The organism is Streptomyces katrae (assembly GCF_000717655.1).
GTDB classification, from domain to species: domain Bacteria; phylum Actinomycetota; class Actinomycetes; order Streptomycetales; family Streptomycetaceae; genus Streptomyces; species Streptomyces katrae_B.
In genome coordinates, this window is sequence record NZ_JNZY01000009.1 from 24,589 (window position 1) to 39,836 (window position 15,248).

Below are 15,248 nucleotides of genomic sequence, written 5' to 3' on the forward strand. Positions count from 1 at the left end.
GCCGGACCGGGAGGGGGACGCACGGGTGGAGCGCAGGTCGATCGGGGCGGGAGCGCTGGCGGTGGGCGCCGTCGGGCTCGGGTGCATGCCGATGAGCTGGGCGTACGCGCCCTCGCGGCGCCGCGGTGAGGAGTCGCTGGCCACGGTGCACACCGCGCTGGACCTGGGGGCGAACCTGCTGGACACCGCCGACCTGTACGGGCCGTTCACCAATGAGCTGCTGCTGGGGCGGGTGCTGCGGGAGCGGCGGTCGGAGGCGTTCGTGTCCGCCAAGGTGGGGCTGCGGGCGGGCGAGCAGCACGTGGTGGCGGACGGGCGGCCCGGTTACATGCGGCGGGCCTGCGACGCCTCGCTGCGGCGGCTGCGGACGGACGTCATAGACCTCTACCAGCTGCACCGGGTGGATCCGGACGTCCCGGTGGAGGAGACCTGGGGGGCCATGGCGGAGCTGGTGGGGGCCGGGAAGGTGCGGGCGCTCGGGTTCTGCACGCTGGGCGCGGGTGCCGGGCCGGGCGCGGGGCGGCGCGGGGACCGGGCGTACCGGGTGACCTTGGGGCACCTGGAGCGGGTCCAGCAGGTGTTCCCGGTGAGCGCGGTGCAGGCGGAGCTGTCGGTGTGGTCCCCGGAGGCGGCGCGGCAGCTGCTGCCGTGGTGTGCGGCGCGCGGGGTGGGGTTCCTGGCTGCGATGCCGCTGGGCAGCGGGTTCCTGACGGGGACGCTCAGGCCGGGCGCGGGCTTCGAGTGGGAGGACGTACGGGCGCGGCATCCACGGTTCACGGCGGAGTCGATGGCGGCGAACCAGGTGCTGGTGGCGGGGCTGCGGCGGGTGGCACGGCGGCACGGGCCACAGGTGACGGCGGCGCAGGTGGCGCTTGCGTGGGTGCTGGCGCAGGGGCCGCAGGTCGTGCCGGTGCCGGGGGCCGACCGGGCGCACTGGGCGGCGGAGAACGCAGCGGCGGCGCAGGTCCGGCTGACGGCCGGGGACCTGGCCGAGATCGCGGCGCTGCCGGCGGCGGTGGGAGCCTGGGACTGAGCAGGGGACCGGGACCGGAGCCGTGGCCGGGTGCCCGGCCGTGGCCGGCTCCGGGGTCGTGGCCGGTTGCGGGGTCGTGGCCGGCACCGCGACAACCACTCGATCGGGTGTACGAGCGGTGGAACTTCGGGAACTGCCGCAGCTGTTGAGACAGAGGAAAGGCACGATCGCAGCACCGGAGGGGAGCAGGACGATGCGATACGGACAGGCGCACAAGCTGTACGAGGGCCCGCGCCCCCGGACCCGTGGAGTGCTGGCGGCATTCGCCCTGGCCGGATGCGGGGCTCTGCTGGCGGCGGGCTGCGCACCGGCGGGCGCCCCCGGCAGCAAGGCGGGCACCTCACCACCCCGCGCGGCACCCACACCGTCGGCGGCCGGCCCGGCAGGCTCCGCGTCCGGCTCCTCGGAAGCCGCCCCGCCGCCTGCGAAGGGCTCCGTGACGGTGGCGGGCGAGATCGCCAAGGACCTGGAGTCGCCGTGGGGGGTGGCCCCGCTGCCCGACGGGGACCTGCTGGTCGCCTCGCGGGACAAGGGAACGATCAGCAGGGTCGCGGCGGCCACGGGCCGGGTGACGCCGATCGGCAAGGTGCCCGGGGTGGCCCCGGGCGGGGAGGGCGGGCTGCTGGGGCTCGCGCTGTCGCCCGCGTTCGCCTCGGACCGGCTGGTGTACGCGTACTTCACGACGGAGTCCGACAACCGCATCGCCCGGATGCGCTACGACGAGCAGAGGGACCCGGGTCAGCAACTGGGCGCGCCGGACACGGTGTTCCGGAGCATCCCCAAGGGCCTGGTCCACAACGGCGGCCGGATCGCCTTCGGCCCGGACAAGATGCTCTACGCGGGAACGGGCGAGACCGGCGACACCGGGCTCGCGCAGGACAAGAAGTCGCTGGGCGGCAAGATCCTGCGGATGACCCCGGACGGGCAGCCGGTGCACGGGAATCCGGAGGCCGACTCCGTCGTCTATTCCTACGGGCACCGCAATGTGCAGGGCCTGGCCTGGGACAAGGACAAACGGCTGTGGGCGGCCGAGTTCGGCCAGAACACCTGGGACGAGCTGAATCTGATCGAGCCCGGCGCCAACTACGGCTGGCCAGAGGCCGAGGGGAGGGCGGGCAAGCCCGGGCTGCGTGATCCGGTGGCCGTGTGGAAGACCGACGAGGCCTCGCCGAGCGGGATCGCCTGGGCGCAGGGATCGGTGTGGATGGCGGGGCTCAAGGGCGAGCGGCTGTGGCGGATCCCGCTGGCCGGGGCCGCTCCGGTGGCCGAGCCGGAGGCCTTCCTGACGGGGAAGTACGGCCGGCTGCGTACGGTGATCGCCCTCGGCGGGGACAGATTGCTGCTGGTCACGAGCGAGACGGACGGGCGCGGATCGCCGGAGGCGGGCGACGACAGGATCCTGACACTGACGGTGCGGTAACCACGGGTCCCCGGTGGGGGGGCGGAAGGCACGGTGGGCGCGGTGTTCAACATGATCGAGGAGCTGTTCAACCCGGGTCGCAAGCACACGGACGAGGAGAAGAAGCGGCTGGAGCTGTCCCGGACCGATGTCAACGACGGCGATCCGGGACGCGGTCCGATAGACCTGGACTCCGGGAAGGTGCTCATACGCCCGGCCGAGCAGCCCCCGCAGGACTGAGGGGCGCGAACAGCCGGAGCCGGTGGGCGAGGGCCGCCGCTTCGCCGCGGCCAGCGACGCCCAGCTTGGCCAGGATGTTCGAGACGTGCACGCTGGCCGTCTTCGGGGAGATGAAGAGCTCCTCGGCAATCTGGCGGTTGCTGTGGCCGGCAGCGACCAGGCGCAGTACGTCGCGCTCGCGGCTGGTCAGGCCGAGGGCCTCGACGGGGTCGGTGTCCGGTGCGGGCAGGGCCGCGGGTGTGTCGGCCTCGGTGAGCGGGAGCCGGGCGCGCTGGCCGAGCAGGGCCAGGTCCTCGCGGAGCCTGCGGGAGCCGAGCCGGTCCGCGGTGGCGTAGGCCTCGCGGATCAGGACGGCGGCGGTCTCGCGGCAGCCGCCGGAGGCCAGCAGGGCCTCGGCAAGCCGGTGGCGGGCGCGGGCCAGCAGGTACGGGCGCTCCAGCGGGCGGACGGCCTGCTCGACGGCGGCCCAGTCGTCGGCGGTGTCCCGGTCCTCGGCGCGCAGCAGCTCGGCGCGGAAGAACTCGGCGTGGGCGGTCCACACCGGCACCGGGGTGGCCAGGGCGCGGGCGGCGCCGCGGAGCACGTCCAGGGCGGCTTCGCGGCCGGCGTCGGCGACCGGGAGTCCCCGGGCGTCCGCCTCGGCGGAGGCGGCGGCGAGCAGCAGCGGCCAGGCGTAGCGGTGGTGGCCGAGCGGGAAGCCGTGGGCGACCGCCTCGGCGACCTCCGCGCGGACGTCGGCTATCCGGCCCTCCCCTGCGGCCACGCCGACCGCGAGGCGGTAGAGCGGTATGCGGTGCTGGGGCTGGCTGTCGTGGGTGCCGAAGTGGGCGTGGGCGGCGGCGAGCCGGCCGGTCGCCTCGGTCATCTCGCCGCGCGCCAGGGCCAGGTAGGACAGCCGTGCGGAGGCGGAGCCGCGCGGGGCCGCGCTCTGGCCGACGCTCAGGGCGCGCCGGGCGGCTTCGGCGGCCTCGTCCCAGCGGCCGAGGTTGTACAGGCTCTCCGCCATGTTCCCGCTGAGCCACGCCTCGGTGTCCAGCAGCCGGGACTTCTTGACGAGTTCGACCCCTTGTTCGGCCAGTTCCACGGCTTCGTGGGACCGGCCCATGCTTTCCAGCTGAGAGGTGAGGTTGATATGTGCACGTCCCGCCAGCATGGCGAGCCCCAGTTCCGTGGCCCGCTCCCGGACCGCCTGCATCTCGGCGAGGCCGTGGTCGGCTTCGCCGGAGTCGGTGAGCAGGCAGCCCACCGTGATACGGGCGTTGAGCTCGATCTCCTCGGCCCCGAGCATCCGGGCGTAGTCGACGGCTCGTTCCGCGGCCTCGATGTTGCCCGGTCCGGGGTTGTGGAGCATGCCCCAGCCCGCGGCCCTGACCAGGACCTCGGCGTGCACCTGGGACGGGGGCAGCCCCTTGACGAGCTGCTGGGCCTTGGCGAGCTCCTCCCAGCCGTCGCCGCGGGCCAGGCTGGCGACGAGCCGGGAACGCTCGGTCCAGAACCAGGCGGCGCGCAGCGGGTCCTGGTCCTCCTCCAGCAGCCGCAGCGCCGTCTTGGTGATCTTCAGGGCGTGTTCGCGCTCGCCGCCGAAGCGGGCGGCGACGGTCGCCTCCGCCAGCAGGTCGAGCCGCTGCAGCGGGGTGGTGGCCGGGTCACAGCCGCACGGAGGGTACACATCGGTGTAGTCCACCGGGCGCAGCGTCTCGCGCACCTCCTCCGGCGCGCTCTCCCACAGGTCCGACGCCCGCTCCAGCAGCCGCAGCTGTTCGGAGTAGGCGTGCCGGCGACGGGCGGTCACCGAGGCGGCGAGGACGGCGGGCAGCGCCTTGGCGGCGTCGTTGGCGTGGTACCAGTAGCTGGCCAGCCGGATGACCCGCTCCTCGGCGCGGATCAGCGAGCCGTCGGCCTCCATGGCCTCGGCGTAGCGGCGGTTGACGCGGGCGCGCTCGCCGGGCAGCAGGTCGTCGCTGACGGCCTCGCGGACCAGCGAGTGGCGGAAGCGGTAGCCGTCCCCGTCGGAGGTGGCGAGGAGGATGTTGGCGCCGACGGCGGCCCGCAGGGCCTCGATCAGCTCGTCCTCCGTCAGTCCGGCGACGGCGCGCAGCAGCGGGTACTCCACGGTGGACCCGCCCTCGGCGACGATGCGCACCACGCGCTGGGCGGCGTCCGGCAGCACCTCGACGCGGACGAGCAGCAGGTCGCGCAGGGACTCGGTGAGTCCGGCGCGGCAGCCGCTCTCCCGGCAGGCGGCGAGTTCCTCGACGAAGAAGGCGTTGCCGTCGGAGCGGTCGAAGACGGAGTCCACGAAGGCCTCGTCTGGCTGTGCGGCGAGGATGCCGGCGAGCTGGCGGCGCACCTCGGCCCGGTTGAAGCGGGGCAGTTCGATGCGCTGGACGGTGCGGAGCCGGTCCAGCTCGGCGAGCAGCGGGCGCAACGGGTGGCGGCGGTGGACGTCGTCGGCCCGGTAGGTGGCGACGACGACGAGCCGGCCACTGGCGAGGGTGCGGAAGAGGTAGGAGAGCAGGTGCCGGGTGGAGGTGTCCGCCCAGTGCAGGTCCTCCAGGACGAGGACGACCGTGCGGTCGGCGGCGAGCCGCTCCAGCATCCGGGCCGTCAGTTCGAAGAGCCGCGCGGTGCTCTCCTCGTCGTGCGGCCCGCGGGGGGTGTCACCCAGTTCGGGAAGGATCCGGGCGAGTTCGTCCTCCTGGCCTGCGGCCGCGGCCGCCAACTCCCCCGGGAGCTGGCGGTGCAGGGTGCGCAGGGCCGTCGAAAACGGGGCGAAGGGAAGTCCCTCCGCCCCGATTTCCACACAGCCTCCGACGGCCACGACCGCACCGCGGCGGGCCGCCTCGCAGAGGAACTCCTCGGTGAGGCGGGTCTTTCCGACCCCGGCCTCGCCCCCGATGAGCATCGCCTGCGGCTCCTGGCCGGCGGCGCGCGCCAATGCGTCGGTGAGTACGGCCAGTTCGTCGGCTCGGCCGACGAACACCGGGCTGACAGATCTGGTCTCCACGTCGCCGAGCATCGCACAGGATCCCGGGCCGACGGCACTCGTTATCGGTGCGCTCCTCATCACGTGCCGGTCCACGCGTTTCGCGGCGCGGGCTACGCGGCGCGGGTGAAGCGGCTTCGCTGCCCGCTCACCGGCCCTTCGGGTTCCTGGCTGCGAGAGGAGGCACGGCGCGCCTTCTTGGCCTCCTGGACCCGGCGGTACGCGTCGGCCTCGCGGATGAGGTCGGCGCGGCGGGCGGTGGCGATCTCGTACTCGAACATCTCGTGCTCCCTGGTCTGCGTTTCTCGGCACCTCGTTCGGTGTGATCCAAGATTCGCGTCCCAGGGGGTGCCGGCACATCGGGCGCATGCCGCATCTGTGCGGGGCGGGGGTCCTTAGGCCGCGGCCGAAGGACCCCGGGTCGGACCGGGAGTGCCTAGGAGGGGGTCCTAGGCCGACGGAACGGAGGTCCTAGGCGGCCTTCGGGAGGGGAGCCAGGATGTCGAAGTACATGAGGCCGAAGAGCAGCACGCCCAGGGCGCCGAGCGCGACGGCGGCCCAGGAGACGGCGCGGACCCAGGCCGGGAGGGTGCGGCCGGGGGCGCCGAAGGCGGGGCGGGCCAGCACGAAGACGGCGAGGAGGAGCGCGAGCGTGGACAGGACGCCGTTGACGAGGGCGGTCATGTGCCAGGCGTCGCCGTACAGGGCCTGGATCTTCGCCTCGGTGGTGGCTGCGTTGACCGACTCGATCTGGCCCACGAGGGTCTGGCGCTCGGCTATGACGCGCGAGACCCAGCTGCCGCTGAGGGCGACGAGGCCGAGCCCGGCCGCGACGACGGCGCCGGCCGCGGCGCCGACGCCGTCGGACGCCTTCTCGGTGGCGTCGAGCTCGTCCTGGAACCCGTCCTCGAGCTCCTCGTCGGTGAGGGCGGCCTCGGCGGCCTCCGCGGCGGGGGCGTCCTTGAGGTCGGCCTTGGCCTCGGTGGCCTCGGCGGCCTGGGGCTCGGCGGTTTCCGCGTCGGGAGCGGTCGGGTCGGCGGTCTTCGTGGTGTCCATGCGGGGCACCGTAGGCGGCTTGTCTGAGAGGTTTCTGAGAATGCGCCGCCGCGGTCGGGCCGGGCCGGCCGCGGCCCCCGGACCGGGGCCGCGGCGGGTGGTGTCAGGCGGTGGGGGCCGGCGGCCACTCGTGGGCGAGGACGGCCCAGATCTCGGTGTTCTGGCGGACGCCCCGGTACGGGTAGGCCTCGCGCAGGACGCCTTCGCGGGTCATCCCGAGGCGCTCCGCGACGGCGAGGCTCTTCTTGTTGGCGGAGGAGGCGTGCCACTCGGCGCGGTGCATGCCGCGCTCGTGGAAGGCCCAGTCGATCAGGATGCGGCAGGCCTTGGTCACCAGGCCCCGGCCGGCCGCCGTCGGCTCCAGCCAGCAGCCGACCTCGCAGTTGCCCGACTCGGCGTCGAAGGTCCGGAAGAGGACCCCGCCGACGAGGGTGCCGCCGACCCGGATGCCGTAGATCCGCCCGCCGTCGGCGGCCGTCTTCTGCCCGTACGTGGAGAGGAAGCCGCGCGCCGAGTCGGGGTCGGTGACGTAGTCGGCCAGGACGATGTGCTCGCCGATGAACTCCCGGCCGCGGTCCATGTGCGCCAGGAACTCCTCGGCGTGCCACACCTCCAGCGGAAACAGCTGGGCGTCGTCGGCGAGGTCTATCGAGAACATGCGGCTTCTTCCTTGGGTCTCATACGGCGCGTTGCCGGATCACCGGGATGCTGTGGCGGGCTCGGCGCCGTCCTCGCTCGTGGCGGAGCCGGCACCGGGTCGCTGCGCGGGAAGTGTCGCATGCGGACGGCACTCGGGGGGCTCGATGCTGATCTTGGGCAGCCGTCGGTCCAGCCAGGCGGGCAGCCACCAGTTGGCGCCGCCGAGCATGTGCATCAGCGCCGGGACGAGGAGCGTGCGCAGCACGAAGGCGTCGAGGGCGACGGCCGCGGCGAGCGCGATGCCGAACATCGCGATGATCCGGTCGCCGCTGAGCACGAAGGCCAGGAAGACGGAGATCATGATGACCGCCGCGGAGTTGATCACCCGGCTGGTCTCGGCGAGGCCCACGCGCACGGCCCGCCGGTTGTCGCCCGTCTCCAGCCACTCCTCGTACATCCGGCTGACCAGGAACACCTGATAGTCCATGGACAGTCCGAACAGGACGGACACCATGATCACCGGCAGGAAGGGCTCGATCGGGCCGGCGCTGCCCAGGCCCAGCAGCTCGCTGCCCCAGCCCCACTGGAAGATCGCGACGACGACGCCGAAGGAGGAGGCGACGGCCGCGACGTTCATGGCGGCTGCCTTGAGCGGAATGCCGAGGGAGCGGAAGGCCAGCAGCAGGAGGACGCAGCCGAGGGTGATCACCACCCCGACGAACAGCGGCAGTTTCCCGACGATGACGTCGGCGAAGTCGTCGTAGCCCGCGGTCACACCGCCGACGTGGACGTCCATGGTGTTGCCGCGCCCGGCGCCCGGGATGACGTCCTCGCGCAGCTTCGTGACGAGCTCGCTCGTGGCCCGGGACTGCGGGGCGGAATCCGGTACGACCGTCACGACGGCCGTGTCCCCGCTCCGGTTGAAGACGGCCGGGCCGGCGGCGGCGACGCCCCCGGTCGTCCGGAGCGCCTCGGCCAGGTGGTCGACGGCGAGCCGGTCCCCCGCGCCGTCGAGGCGGGAGACGACGGTGAGAGGGCCGTTCATGCCGGGCCCGAAACCGTCGGCGAGCAGGTCGTAGGCCTGCCGGGTGGTGGAACCGGCCGGGTTGTTGCCCTGATCGGAGGTGCCCAGGTGGAGGGAGAAGGTGGGCAGCGCCAGCACCACCATGACCAGCGCCGCGACGGCGCCGAGCGGCTTGGGGTGCCGCTCCACGAACGCAGACCAGCGGGCGGCGAACCCGGTGGGCGTCTCGGGCCGCGGGCCCTCGGCCGCGAGCCTGCGGCGCTCGCGGCGCGAGAGGGCGCGCATGCCGATGTACGAGAGGAGGGCGGGCAGCAGCGTGACCGAGGCGGCGACCGTCAGCACCACCGTGAGGGAGGCGGCTATCGCGACGCCGTTCAGGAAGTTCAGCCGCAGCACCAGCATGCCGAGCAGCGCGATGCAGACGGTGGCCCCGGCGAAGACGACGGCCCGGCCGGTGGTGGCGACGGCCCGCTCGGCCGCCTCCTCGACGGGCAGGCCGCGCATGAGGCCCTTGCGGTGCCGGGTCACGATGAACAGCGCATAGTCGATGCCCACGCCGAGCCCGACGAGGGTGCCGAGCATCGGCGCGAAGTCGGCGACGGGCATGGCGTGCCCGAGCAGCGTGATGCCGAAGTAGGCGGTGCCGACGCTGACCAGGGCGGTCGCGATGGGCAGCAGACTCGCGGCGAGCGAGCCGAAGGCCAGGAAGAGGACGAGGGCCGCGACGGCCACGCCGATGACCTCGGCGACGTGCGCGGTGGGCGCCTCGGTCAGGGCGATCGCCCGGCCGCCGAGCTCGACCTGCAGACCGTCCGCCTCGGTGGTGGGGTTCTTCGCGGCGTCGACGACGGCCTCTGCCTGCGCCTTGGGCACGGAGTCGGCCTGCCGGTCGAACGTCACCACGGCGAAGGCGGTGCGCCCGTCGGGGCTGATCTGCGCGGCGCTCTCGGGCCCGGCTCCGTAGGGGCCGGCCACCGAACCGACCCCGGGGAGCGCGGCGATGGCGTCGAGTGCCTCGGTCATGCGCTGCTCGACGTCGGGAGTACGGACGCTCTGATGCTCCGGGGCCCGCCACACGATGGTGTCGGTGTCACCGCCGTGGCCGTGGAAGCCCGCCCGGAGGAGGGCATGGGCGCGGCTGGACTCGGTGCCGGGGACCTCGTAGTCGTTGGAGAACGCCGATCCGGCGGTCCCTGCCGCCGCGGCGGTGCCGCCGAGCGCGAGCAGCCACAGGAGAACGGCTACCAGCCGGTGCCGCAGGCACCACCGTGCGATCGCTGCCAACGGACGTGCTCCCTGGTGGTTCGGATCTTCACCGGGAGCTGCCCGACGCAAAGACACTGGAACTCGTGAAGGCCGGCGGCCCGGGGGATCGCCCCGGGATTCGGCCAAGAAGGTATACACCGCCACGATCCCAGCGTTTCGTGATCGTTGGCCCCTTTCGTGTGCATCGTCACAGGGGCGCGGAGCGGTGCGGGACCAAGGTCATCCGCTCGACGGGCCGTCCGGCTCGTCGGCCCGGTAGCCCGGGACGGAGGGCCACCTGACAGTGAGGACCACCGCGTCCTCCTCCGCGTACCAGGAGTGGTCGACTCCGCGGCCCCAGACGACGTAGTCCCCCTGCTCGGCGAGGACGACCGTCCGGCCGGGGAACTCCAGCCGGAAACGCCCGCTGATCAGCACCTGCAGCGCGGTGCGCTCCTCGCCCCGCACCCACTGGGCCCGCTCGTCGCCCTTCGGGTGGACTCCCCACTTGATCTCCACGTCCTTGCTGTGGCGCGGATCGGCGGGGTCCTTGAAGTGGCCGAGCAGCCAGCCGCGGTCGGTGGCGGCGTCCGGGGTGGCCTTGCCGGTGTAGATGGAGTCGTCGTTCACGGGGGTGAGGCTAATGCAGTTGTGCGGGCGGGCGGACAATTGGTGAGCTGGGCCGATGACGATGGATCCTGACGAACTGCTGAAGGTACGGGACCGGTACGACCGGGAGATGCGCCGCGACGCGCTGCCGGACGCCGCCGAGGCCAGGGTGGAACGGGTGGGGGCGGTGGTACGGCAGACCGCGCCCGGCCCGGGGTGGAACGGCGTGCTCTGGTCGGACCTCGACGAGGAGACGGCGGACGCCGAGATCGCGGCGCAGGTGGCGTACTTCGCGGGGCGCGGGGCCGGCGACTTCGAGTGGAAGCTGTACGACCACGACGGGCCGGCGGATCTCGGGGACCGGCTGCGCGCGGCGGGCTTCGTCCCGGAGCCGGCCGAGACCCTGCTGGTGGGGCGGGTGGACGAGCTCGCCGCACTGCCGGTGGATCCGCCGGAGGGGATCACCCTGCGGGTGGTGACGGACGAGGCGGGCGTCGACCTGATGATGGACGTCCACGCGAAGGCCTTCGGAACGGAGCGCCCGGGGATCCGGCACCTGCTGCTCACCCTGCTGGAGGAAGAGCCGGAGACCATCGCGGCGGTGGTGGCGATGGCCGGCGACATCCCGGTCAGCGCGGCCCGCATGGAGATGCGTCCGGGCTCCTCCTTCGCGGGCCTCTGGGGCGGCGGCACCCTCCCTGAGTGGCGCGGCCGGGGCATCTACCGCCTACTGGTCGCCCACCGGGCACGCATCGCAGCGGAGCGCGGCATCCGCCATCTCCAGGTGGACGCGTCGGACGACAGCCGCCCCATCCTGGAACGCCTCGGCTTCACTCGCCTGGGCAAGACGGTTCCGTACGTCTGGACCGGAACCGCGTAACCACCCCGGCAAGCCCGCCCACCTGCCCGCCGGTCTTCCGGTCCCGGCGGCTTCCCGGCATGATCACCCCATGGAACGCATGGGACCCCCGCTGACCGGCGACGAGCGCGAGACGCTGCGCGCGTACCTCGACTACCACCGGGCCACCCTCGCCTGGAAGTGCGAGGGCCTCACCGACGAGGAGCTGCGGCGCCCCTCGTCACCGCCGTCCGCCCTCTCCCTGCTGGGCCTGGTCCGGCACATGGGCGAGGTCGAGCGGCACTGGTTCCGCCGCACCCTGAACGGCGAGGAGCTTCCCCACCTCTGGTCCGACACCCACGACTTCCAGGCAGCCTACGACGCCTCCGGCGCCACCCGCGAGGAGGCGTTCGCCGCCTGGGAGGCGGAGGTCGCGCACGCCCGCCGCATCGAGGCGGCCGCCGAGTCCCTCGACGTGACGGCGTACGTGCCCAGCTGGAAGGAGGAGGCCTCGCTGCGCCTCGTCATGCTCCACCTGATCCACGAGTACGCCCGCCACAACGGCCACGCCGACTTCCTGCGCGAGGCCATCGACGGCGCCACCGGAGCCTGAGACACCCGGCGGGACCGCCCACGTCCGTCAGGCGGCCCGCCAGTAGCCCAGACCGTTCACGCGCTGCTTCGGCAGGGCCAGTTCCTTGCGCAGGTACGCCGTCAGCGTCCGCGTCGTCTCCGTGTCGCAGGCGAGCCAGACGTATGCCGACGCCGGGTCCGCGACGAGCTCAGGGAGCTGCGCCTTCACCAGGTCCACCAGCGCCGAGCCCGCGCGCGCGACCCGCCTGATCTCGTGGCGGGCCGGGTCCAGCCGTACCGGCAGGTCGGCGTCCGAGGCGTGCTGCGTCTCCAGCCAGATCGTCGCCGGGGTCTGCGGGTAGGCGTCCAGCAGGGAGTTGATCGCCGGGACGGAGGCCGGGTCGCCGATCACCAGCAGGCGCTCGGGTTCGGGCGCCGGGGCGGTGAAACCGGTCCCCTGGACGGTGGCCTCGATGGTGTCGCCCGGCTTCGCGTCCCGCGCCCACGCACTCGCGGCGCCTTCGTGGAGCGCGAACTCCAGGCTGAACGTGCCCGCCGCCGGGTCCGGGTCGACCAGGGTGAACGCCCGCGTGTGCGGCTTGCCCGCGCTCTCGAACCACAGCCGCACCCACATCGTCGGGTGGAGCGACTCGCCGGCCGCCGCGAGCAGTCCGCCGTCCGTCACGTGCACCCGACGGTAGTGCTCCGTGACGTCCTCCGCGCCCGTGACCGTGAACGTGAAGTCCTTGCCCCGCAGCAGCCGAAGGACCACGCCCTCCCAGCCCTTGCCGACGCCTGCCATGTGCGACCACCCCTCCCTCGAGCCTATAGTTAGGGCAGCCTAACCTAATGCACTGGGGGATGAGTGTGAGCCTTGTGACCAACGCGGACGACGCCGACGCCAACGCCGCCGGAGCGGACGCCACCGGAGCCGAAGCCTCCGTAGACGAGGCCTTCGAGCTCTACCGCGACGACTGGGGCATCCCCCATCTCCGCGCCGCCGACGCCCACAGCCTCGCCTACGCCCAGGGCCGCACCACCGCTCTCGACCGCGCCTGGCAGCTGGAGGTCGAGCGCCACCGCGCCCAGGGCTCCAGCGCCGCCTTCCTCGGCCCGGAGTCCGTCGCCTGGGACGGCTTCGCCCGCCGGTCCCGGCTCGCCGACACCGCCCGCCGCTGCCACGAGGCACTCGACGCCGACACCGCCGCCTGGGTCCGGGCGTACGTGGACGGCGTCAACGACGGCCTCGCCGAAGGCGCCGCCCGCGACGAGCGGTTCGCCCGCACCGGCCTCACCCCCACCCCGTGGGAGCCCTGGGTCCCCCTCGCCATCTGGATCGCCACCCACATCCTGTTCGCCGGCTTCGCCACCAAGCTGTGGCGCGAGCGCGTGGCCCGCGTCCTCGGCGACGAGGCCGTCACCCTCTTCGCCACCGACGGCCCCGGCACCGCCGGCAGCAACGGCTGGCTGGTCCCCGGCGACCGTACCGCCACCGGCTCGGCGATCATCGCGGGCGACCCGCACCGGTTCATCGAGGACCCCGGCGTGTACCAGCAGATACGGCTCTCCTGCCCCGAGTACGACGTCCTCGGCCTGGCCGTCCCCGGCATCCCCGGCCTCGGCCACTTCGGGCACACCGGCAGCGCCGCCTGGGCGATCACCAACGCCATGTCCGACTACCAGGACCTGTACGCCGAGCAGCTCCGCACCACCCCCGGCGACCCCGACGTGATCGAGGCCCTCGGCCCCGACGGCGCATGGGAGCCCGTCGCCCGGCACACCGAGACCATCACCGTCGCCGGCGCCGACCCGGTCGAGGTCGAGGTCCTGGAGACCGCCCGCGGCCCCGTCATCATCCGGGACGAGACGGACGGTGGCGGCCAGACCCTCGCCCTGCGCTACCCGCCCCGCGTCCGCCGAGACCTCGGCTTCGCCGTCCTCCCCGCGCTGCTGCGCGCCCGTACCGTCGCCGACATCGACCGCGCCTTCGACGGCTGGGCCGAGCCCGTCAACGTCGTCCACGCCGCCGACGCCGAGGGCGGCCTGCTGCACCGCGTCGCCGGCGCGGTCCCGCTGCGCCACCGGGCCAACCGGCTGCGCCCGGTACCCGCCTGGGACCCGCAGTACGCCTGGCAGGGCTGGGCCGAGCCTCCCGCCGAGCCCGTGCAGGGCTTCGCCGTCATGGCCAACGCGCGCGGGATCGCCTCGCCGTTCGGCGTGGAGTTCGCGCCCCCGCACCGCGCCAACCGGATCCGCGAGCTGCTCTCCGGCTCCGCGGACTGGACCCCGAAGGCGATGGCCGACGTACACCGGGACACCCACCTGGCCTCCGCCGAGCCGCTGCTGGCCCTGCTGCCCGGCCTCGACGGCCTCTCCCCCGAGGCTGCCGCGCTGCGCACCCGGCTGCTCGCCTGGGACCGCCACATGGCGGCCGAGAGCACCGACGCGACCGTCTTCTCGGCCTTCCGGGCCGCGACCGTACGCAGCTTCGCCGCCGACCCCGTCTTCGCCGGACTGGCCGACGCCCCCTCCGGCCCGGAGGTGTTCCACCCCTGGCTGTATCTGGTTCCGAAGATCGGCTACGCCCTCGAAGGCCTGCTGACCACCACCCTCCTCCCCGGCCTCGACCGCGCGGCCCACGTCCGCGCCGCCCTGGAGGAGACGGCCGCCGCCGCCCGCCCCGACGCCCCCTGGTCGAAGGTCCACCGGCTGGCCCCCTGGTCGGCGCTGCCCGGCCCGGAGGCCGAGTGGCCCGGCCTCGGCGGCGACCACGACTGCGTCAACGCCACCTCCACCGTTCCCGGGTTCACCGATCTCACCGCCCGTGCGTCGTCGGCCCGTTACGTCTGGGACCTGGCCCGCCGCGAGGACAGCCTCTGGGTGGTCCCGCTCGGCGCGGACGGCGTCACCGGCTCACCCCACCACCGCGACCAGCTGCCGTTCTGGGCGCAGTGCGAACTCGTCCCCGTCGTCACCGACTGGACCCGCCTCACGAAGGAAACCTCCAGATGACCACCTCCACCCGCCGGCCGGTGCACACCCAGCTCGTCGAGGGCTTCGGCACCGTCACCATCACCCCCGTCGACCCGGCCGGCGACTCGGCCCTGATCCACGGCTGGGTCACCGAAGAGCGCGCCGGCTTCTGGGGCATGCGCGAGGCCAGCCGCGAGCTGGTCCAGGAGATCTACGAGGACGTCGACGGACGCACCGCGCACCACGCGTTCATCGTCAGCCGAGACGGCGAGCCGGTCGGGCTCTTCCAGACGTACGACTGCGCCGAGGACCGCGTCAGCGAGTGCTACGAGGTCCAGCCGGGCGACACCGGCGTGCACCTGCTGATCGGTCCCACCCGGGGGACGGCCCAGCAGGGCTTCAGCGCGGCCCTGATGACCGCCTTCATGGGGTTCGTCTGGTCCGACGGCCGCACCCGCCGCGTGGTCGCCGAGCCGGACGCCCGCAACGAGAAGGCCATCGCCCGCCTCGAGCGCACCGGCTTCGTGATCGGCCCGGAGGTCGAGCTCCCGGAGATCGACCTGCCCGAGGTCTACCTGCCGGCCAAGCGGGCCCGCCTCGCCTTCCTCCACCCCGAGGCAAACTGACCGTTCC

The 15,248-nt window shown here is 73.6% G+C and carries 14 protein-coding genes; 7 read left to right on the plus strand and 7 right to left on the minus strand.

The features are described 5' to 3' along the window. Positions 1-25: 25 nt before the first annotated feature. The 3 genes from IF09_RS0112855 to IF09_RS46330 all read left to right on the plus strand — a co-directional run bounded on the left by IF09_RS0112855 (position 26) and on the right by IF09_RS46330 (position 2,672). The gene (locus IF09_RS0112855; RefSeq protein WP_030295048.1) at positions 26-1,033 is read left to right on the plus strand and encodes an aldo/keto reductase; all 1,008 of its coding nucleotides are present in this window, start codon (positions 26-28) and stop codon (positions 1,031-1,033) included. A 193-nt stretch (positions 1,034-1,226) separates the two neighbouring features. Next, positions 1,227-2,453: a PQQ-dependent sugar dehydrogenase gene (locus IF09_RS0112860; RefSeq protein WP_078613216.1), complete on the plus strand. Its 1,227-nt coding sequence runs from the start codon at positions 1,227-1,229 to the stop codon at positions 2,451-2,453. A gap of 51 nt (positions 2,454-2,504) precedes the next feature. Continuing rightward, positions 2,505-2,672 (plus strand): DUF6191 domain-containing protein, encoded by a 168-nt coding sequence (locus tag IF09_RS46330; protein WP_324606845.1) that lies wholly within the window; start codon positions 2,505-2,507, stop codon positions 2,670-2,672. Here IF09_RS46330 and IF09_RS0112870 read toward each other — a convergent pair. The 6 genes from IF09_RS0112870 to IF09_RS0112895 form a co-directional block, all read right to left on the minus strand. Beyond that, positions 2,638-5,691: a helix-turn-helix transcriptional regulator gene (locus tag IF09_RS0112870; protein ID WP_030295055.1), complete on the minus strand. Its 3,054-nt coding sequence runs from the start codon at positions 5,689-5,691 to the stop codon at positions 2,638-2,640. The genes IF09_RS46330 and IF09_RS0112870 overlap by 35 nt on opposite strands. An 80-nt stretch (positions 5,692-5,771) precedes the next feature. Further along, complete coding sequence (locus tag IF09_RS46335; protein ID WP_168724336.1) at positions 5,772-5,939, minus strand: hypothetical protein; 168 nt, start codon at positions 5,937-5,939, stop codon at positions 5,772-5,774. A gap of 190 nt (positions 5,940-6,129) precedes the next feature. Further along, positions 6,130-6,714 (minus strand): hypothetical protein, encoded by a 585-nt coding sequence (locus tag IF09_RS0112880; protein ID WP_063607368.1) that lies wholly within the window; start codon positions 6,712-6,714, stop codon positions 6,130-6,132. A 103-nt stretch (positions 6,715-6,817) separates the two neighbouring features. Next, complete coding sequence (locus tag IF09_RS0112885) at positions 6,818-7,372, minus strand: GNAT family N-acetyltransferase (protein ID WP_030295058.1); 555 nt, start codon at positions 7,370-7,372, stop codon at positions 6,818-6,820. A gap of 39 nt (positions 7,373-7,411) precedes the next feature. Then, positions 7,412-9,661 carry an MMPL family transporter gene (locus IF09_RS0112890; RefSeq protein ID WP_030295061.1) on the minus strand — a complete coding sequence of 750 codons (2,250 nt, stop codon included), beginning with the start codon at positions 9,659-9,661 and terminating at the stop codon, positions 7,412-7,414. Between the two features lie 201 nt (positions 9,662-9,862). Next, positions 9,863-10,252, minus strand: a complete 390-nt coding sequence (locus tag IF09_RS0112895; protein WP_030295063.1) for a signal peptidase I — start codon at positions 10,250-10,252, stop codon at positions 9,863-9,865. Between the two features lie 61 nt (positions 10,253-10,313). Between IF09_RS0112895 and IF09_RS0112900 the strand changes: the two genes are divergently transcribed. Together IF09_RS0112900 and IF09_RS0112905 are read left to right on the plus strand one after the other, a co-directional pair. After that, entirely contained in the window at positions 10,314-11,111 is a 798-nt protein-coding gene (locus IF09_RS0112900) for a GNAT family N-acetyltransferase (RefSeq protein WP_030295064.1), read from the plus strand. 70 nt (positions 11,112-11,181) lie between these two features. Beyond that, positions 11,182-11,682: a DinB family protein gene (locus IF09_RS0112905; RefSeq protein WP_030295066.1), complete on the plus strand. Its 501-nt coding sequence runs from the start codon at positions 11,182-11,184 to the stop codon at positions 11,680-11,682. 27 nt (positions 11,683-11,709) lie between these two features. Here the strand turns inward: IF09_RS0112905 and IF09_RS0112910 are convergent, their stop codons facing one another. Beyond that, positions 11,710-12,444, minus strand: coding sequence for a siderophore-interacting protein (locus IF09_RS0112910; protein WP_030295067.1), 735 nt, complete (start codon positions 12,442-12,444; stop codon positions 11,710-11,712). 59 nt (positions 12,445-12,503) lie between these two features. On the opposite strand from IF09_RS0112910, the gene IF09_RS0112915 reads away from it, so the two are divergent. Beyond that, the gene (locus tag IF09_RS0112915; protein WP_078613232.1) at positions 12,504-14,654 is read left to right on the plus strand and encodes a penicillin acylase family protein; all 2,151 of its coding nucleotides are present in this window, start codon (positions 12,504-12,506) and stop codon (positions 14,652-14,654) included. Beyond that, the gene (locus tag IF09_RS0112920; RefSeq protein WP_030295071.1) at positions 14,651-15,241 is read left to right on the plus strand and encodes a GNAT family N-acetyltransferase; all 591 of its coding nucleotides are present in this window, start codon (positions 14,651-14,653) and stop codon (positions 15,239-15,241) included. The genes IF09_RS0112915 and IF09_RS0112920 overlap by 4 nt, the downstream gene beginning before the upstream one ends. Positions 15,242-15,248: the final 7 nt, after the last annotated feature.

What these genes read in the sequence shown, in the direction of transcription:
- IF09_RS0112920 (WP_030295071.1), top strand. Translation starts at nt 14,651, where the DNA reads ATGACCACCTCCACCCGCCGGCCGGTGCACACCCAGCTCGTCGAGGGC.
- IF09_RS0112905 (WP_030295066.1), top strand. Translation starts at nt 11,182, where the DNA reads ATGGAACGCATGGGACCCCCGCTGACCGGCGACGAGCGCGAGACGCTG.
- IF09_RS0112900 (WP_030295064.1), top strand. Translation starts at nt 10,314, where the DNA reads ATGGATCCTGACGAACTGCTGAAGGTACGGGACCGGTACGACCGGGAG.
- IF09_RS46330 (WP_324606845.1), top strand. Translation starts at nt 2,505, where the DNA reads ATGATCGAGGAGCTGTTCAACCCGGGTCGCAAGCACACGGACGAGGAG.
- IF09_RS0112870 (WP_030295055.1), bottom strand. Translation starts at nt 5,691, where the DNA reads ATGCTCGGCGACGTGGAGACCAGATCTGTCAGCCCGGTGTTCGTCGGC.
- IF09_RS0112880 (WP_063607368.1), bottom strand. Translation starts at nt 6,714, where the DNA reads ATGGACACCACGAAGACCGCCGACCCGACCGCTCCCGACGCGGAAACC.
- IF09_RS0112910 (WP_030295067.1), bottom strand. Translation starts at nt 12,444, where the DNA reads ATGGCAGGCGTCGGCAAGGGCTGGGAGGGCGTGGTCCTTCGGCTGCTG.
- IF09_RS46335 (WP_168724336.1), bottom strand. Translation starts at nt 5,939, where the DNA reads ATGTTCGAGTACGAGATCGCCACCGCCCGCCGCGCCGACCTCATCCGC.
- IF09_RS0112915 (WP_078613232.1), top strand. Translation starts at nt 12,504, where the DNA reads ATGAGTGTGAGCCTTGTGACCAACGCGGACGACGCCGACGCCAACGCC.
- IF09_RS0112860 (WP_078613216.1), top strand. Translation starts at nt 1,227, where the DNA reads ATGCGATACGGACAGGCGCACAAGCTGTACGAGGGCCCGCGCCCCCGG.
- IF09_RS0112885 (WP_030295058.1), bottom strand. Translation starts at nt 7,372, where the DNA reads ATGTTCTCGATAGACCTCGCCGACGACGCCCAGCTGTTTCCGCTGGAG.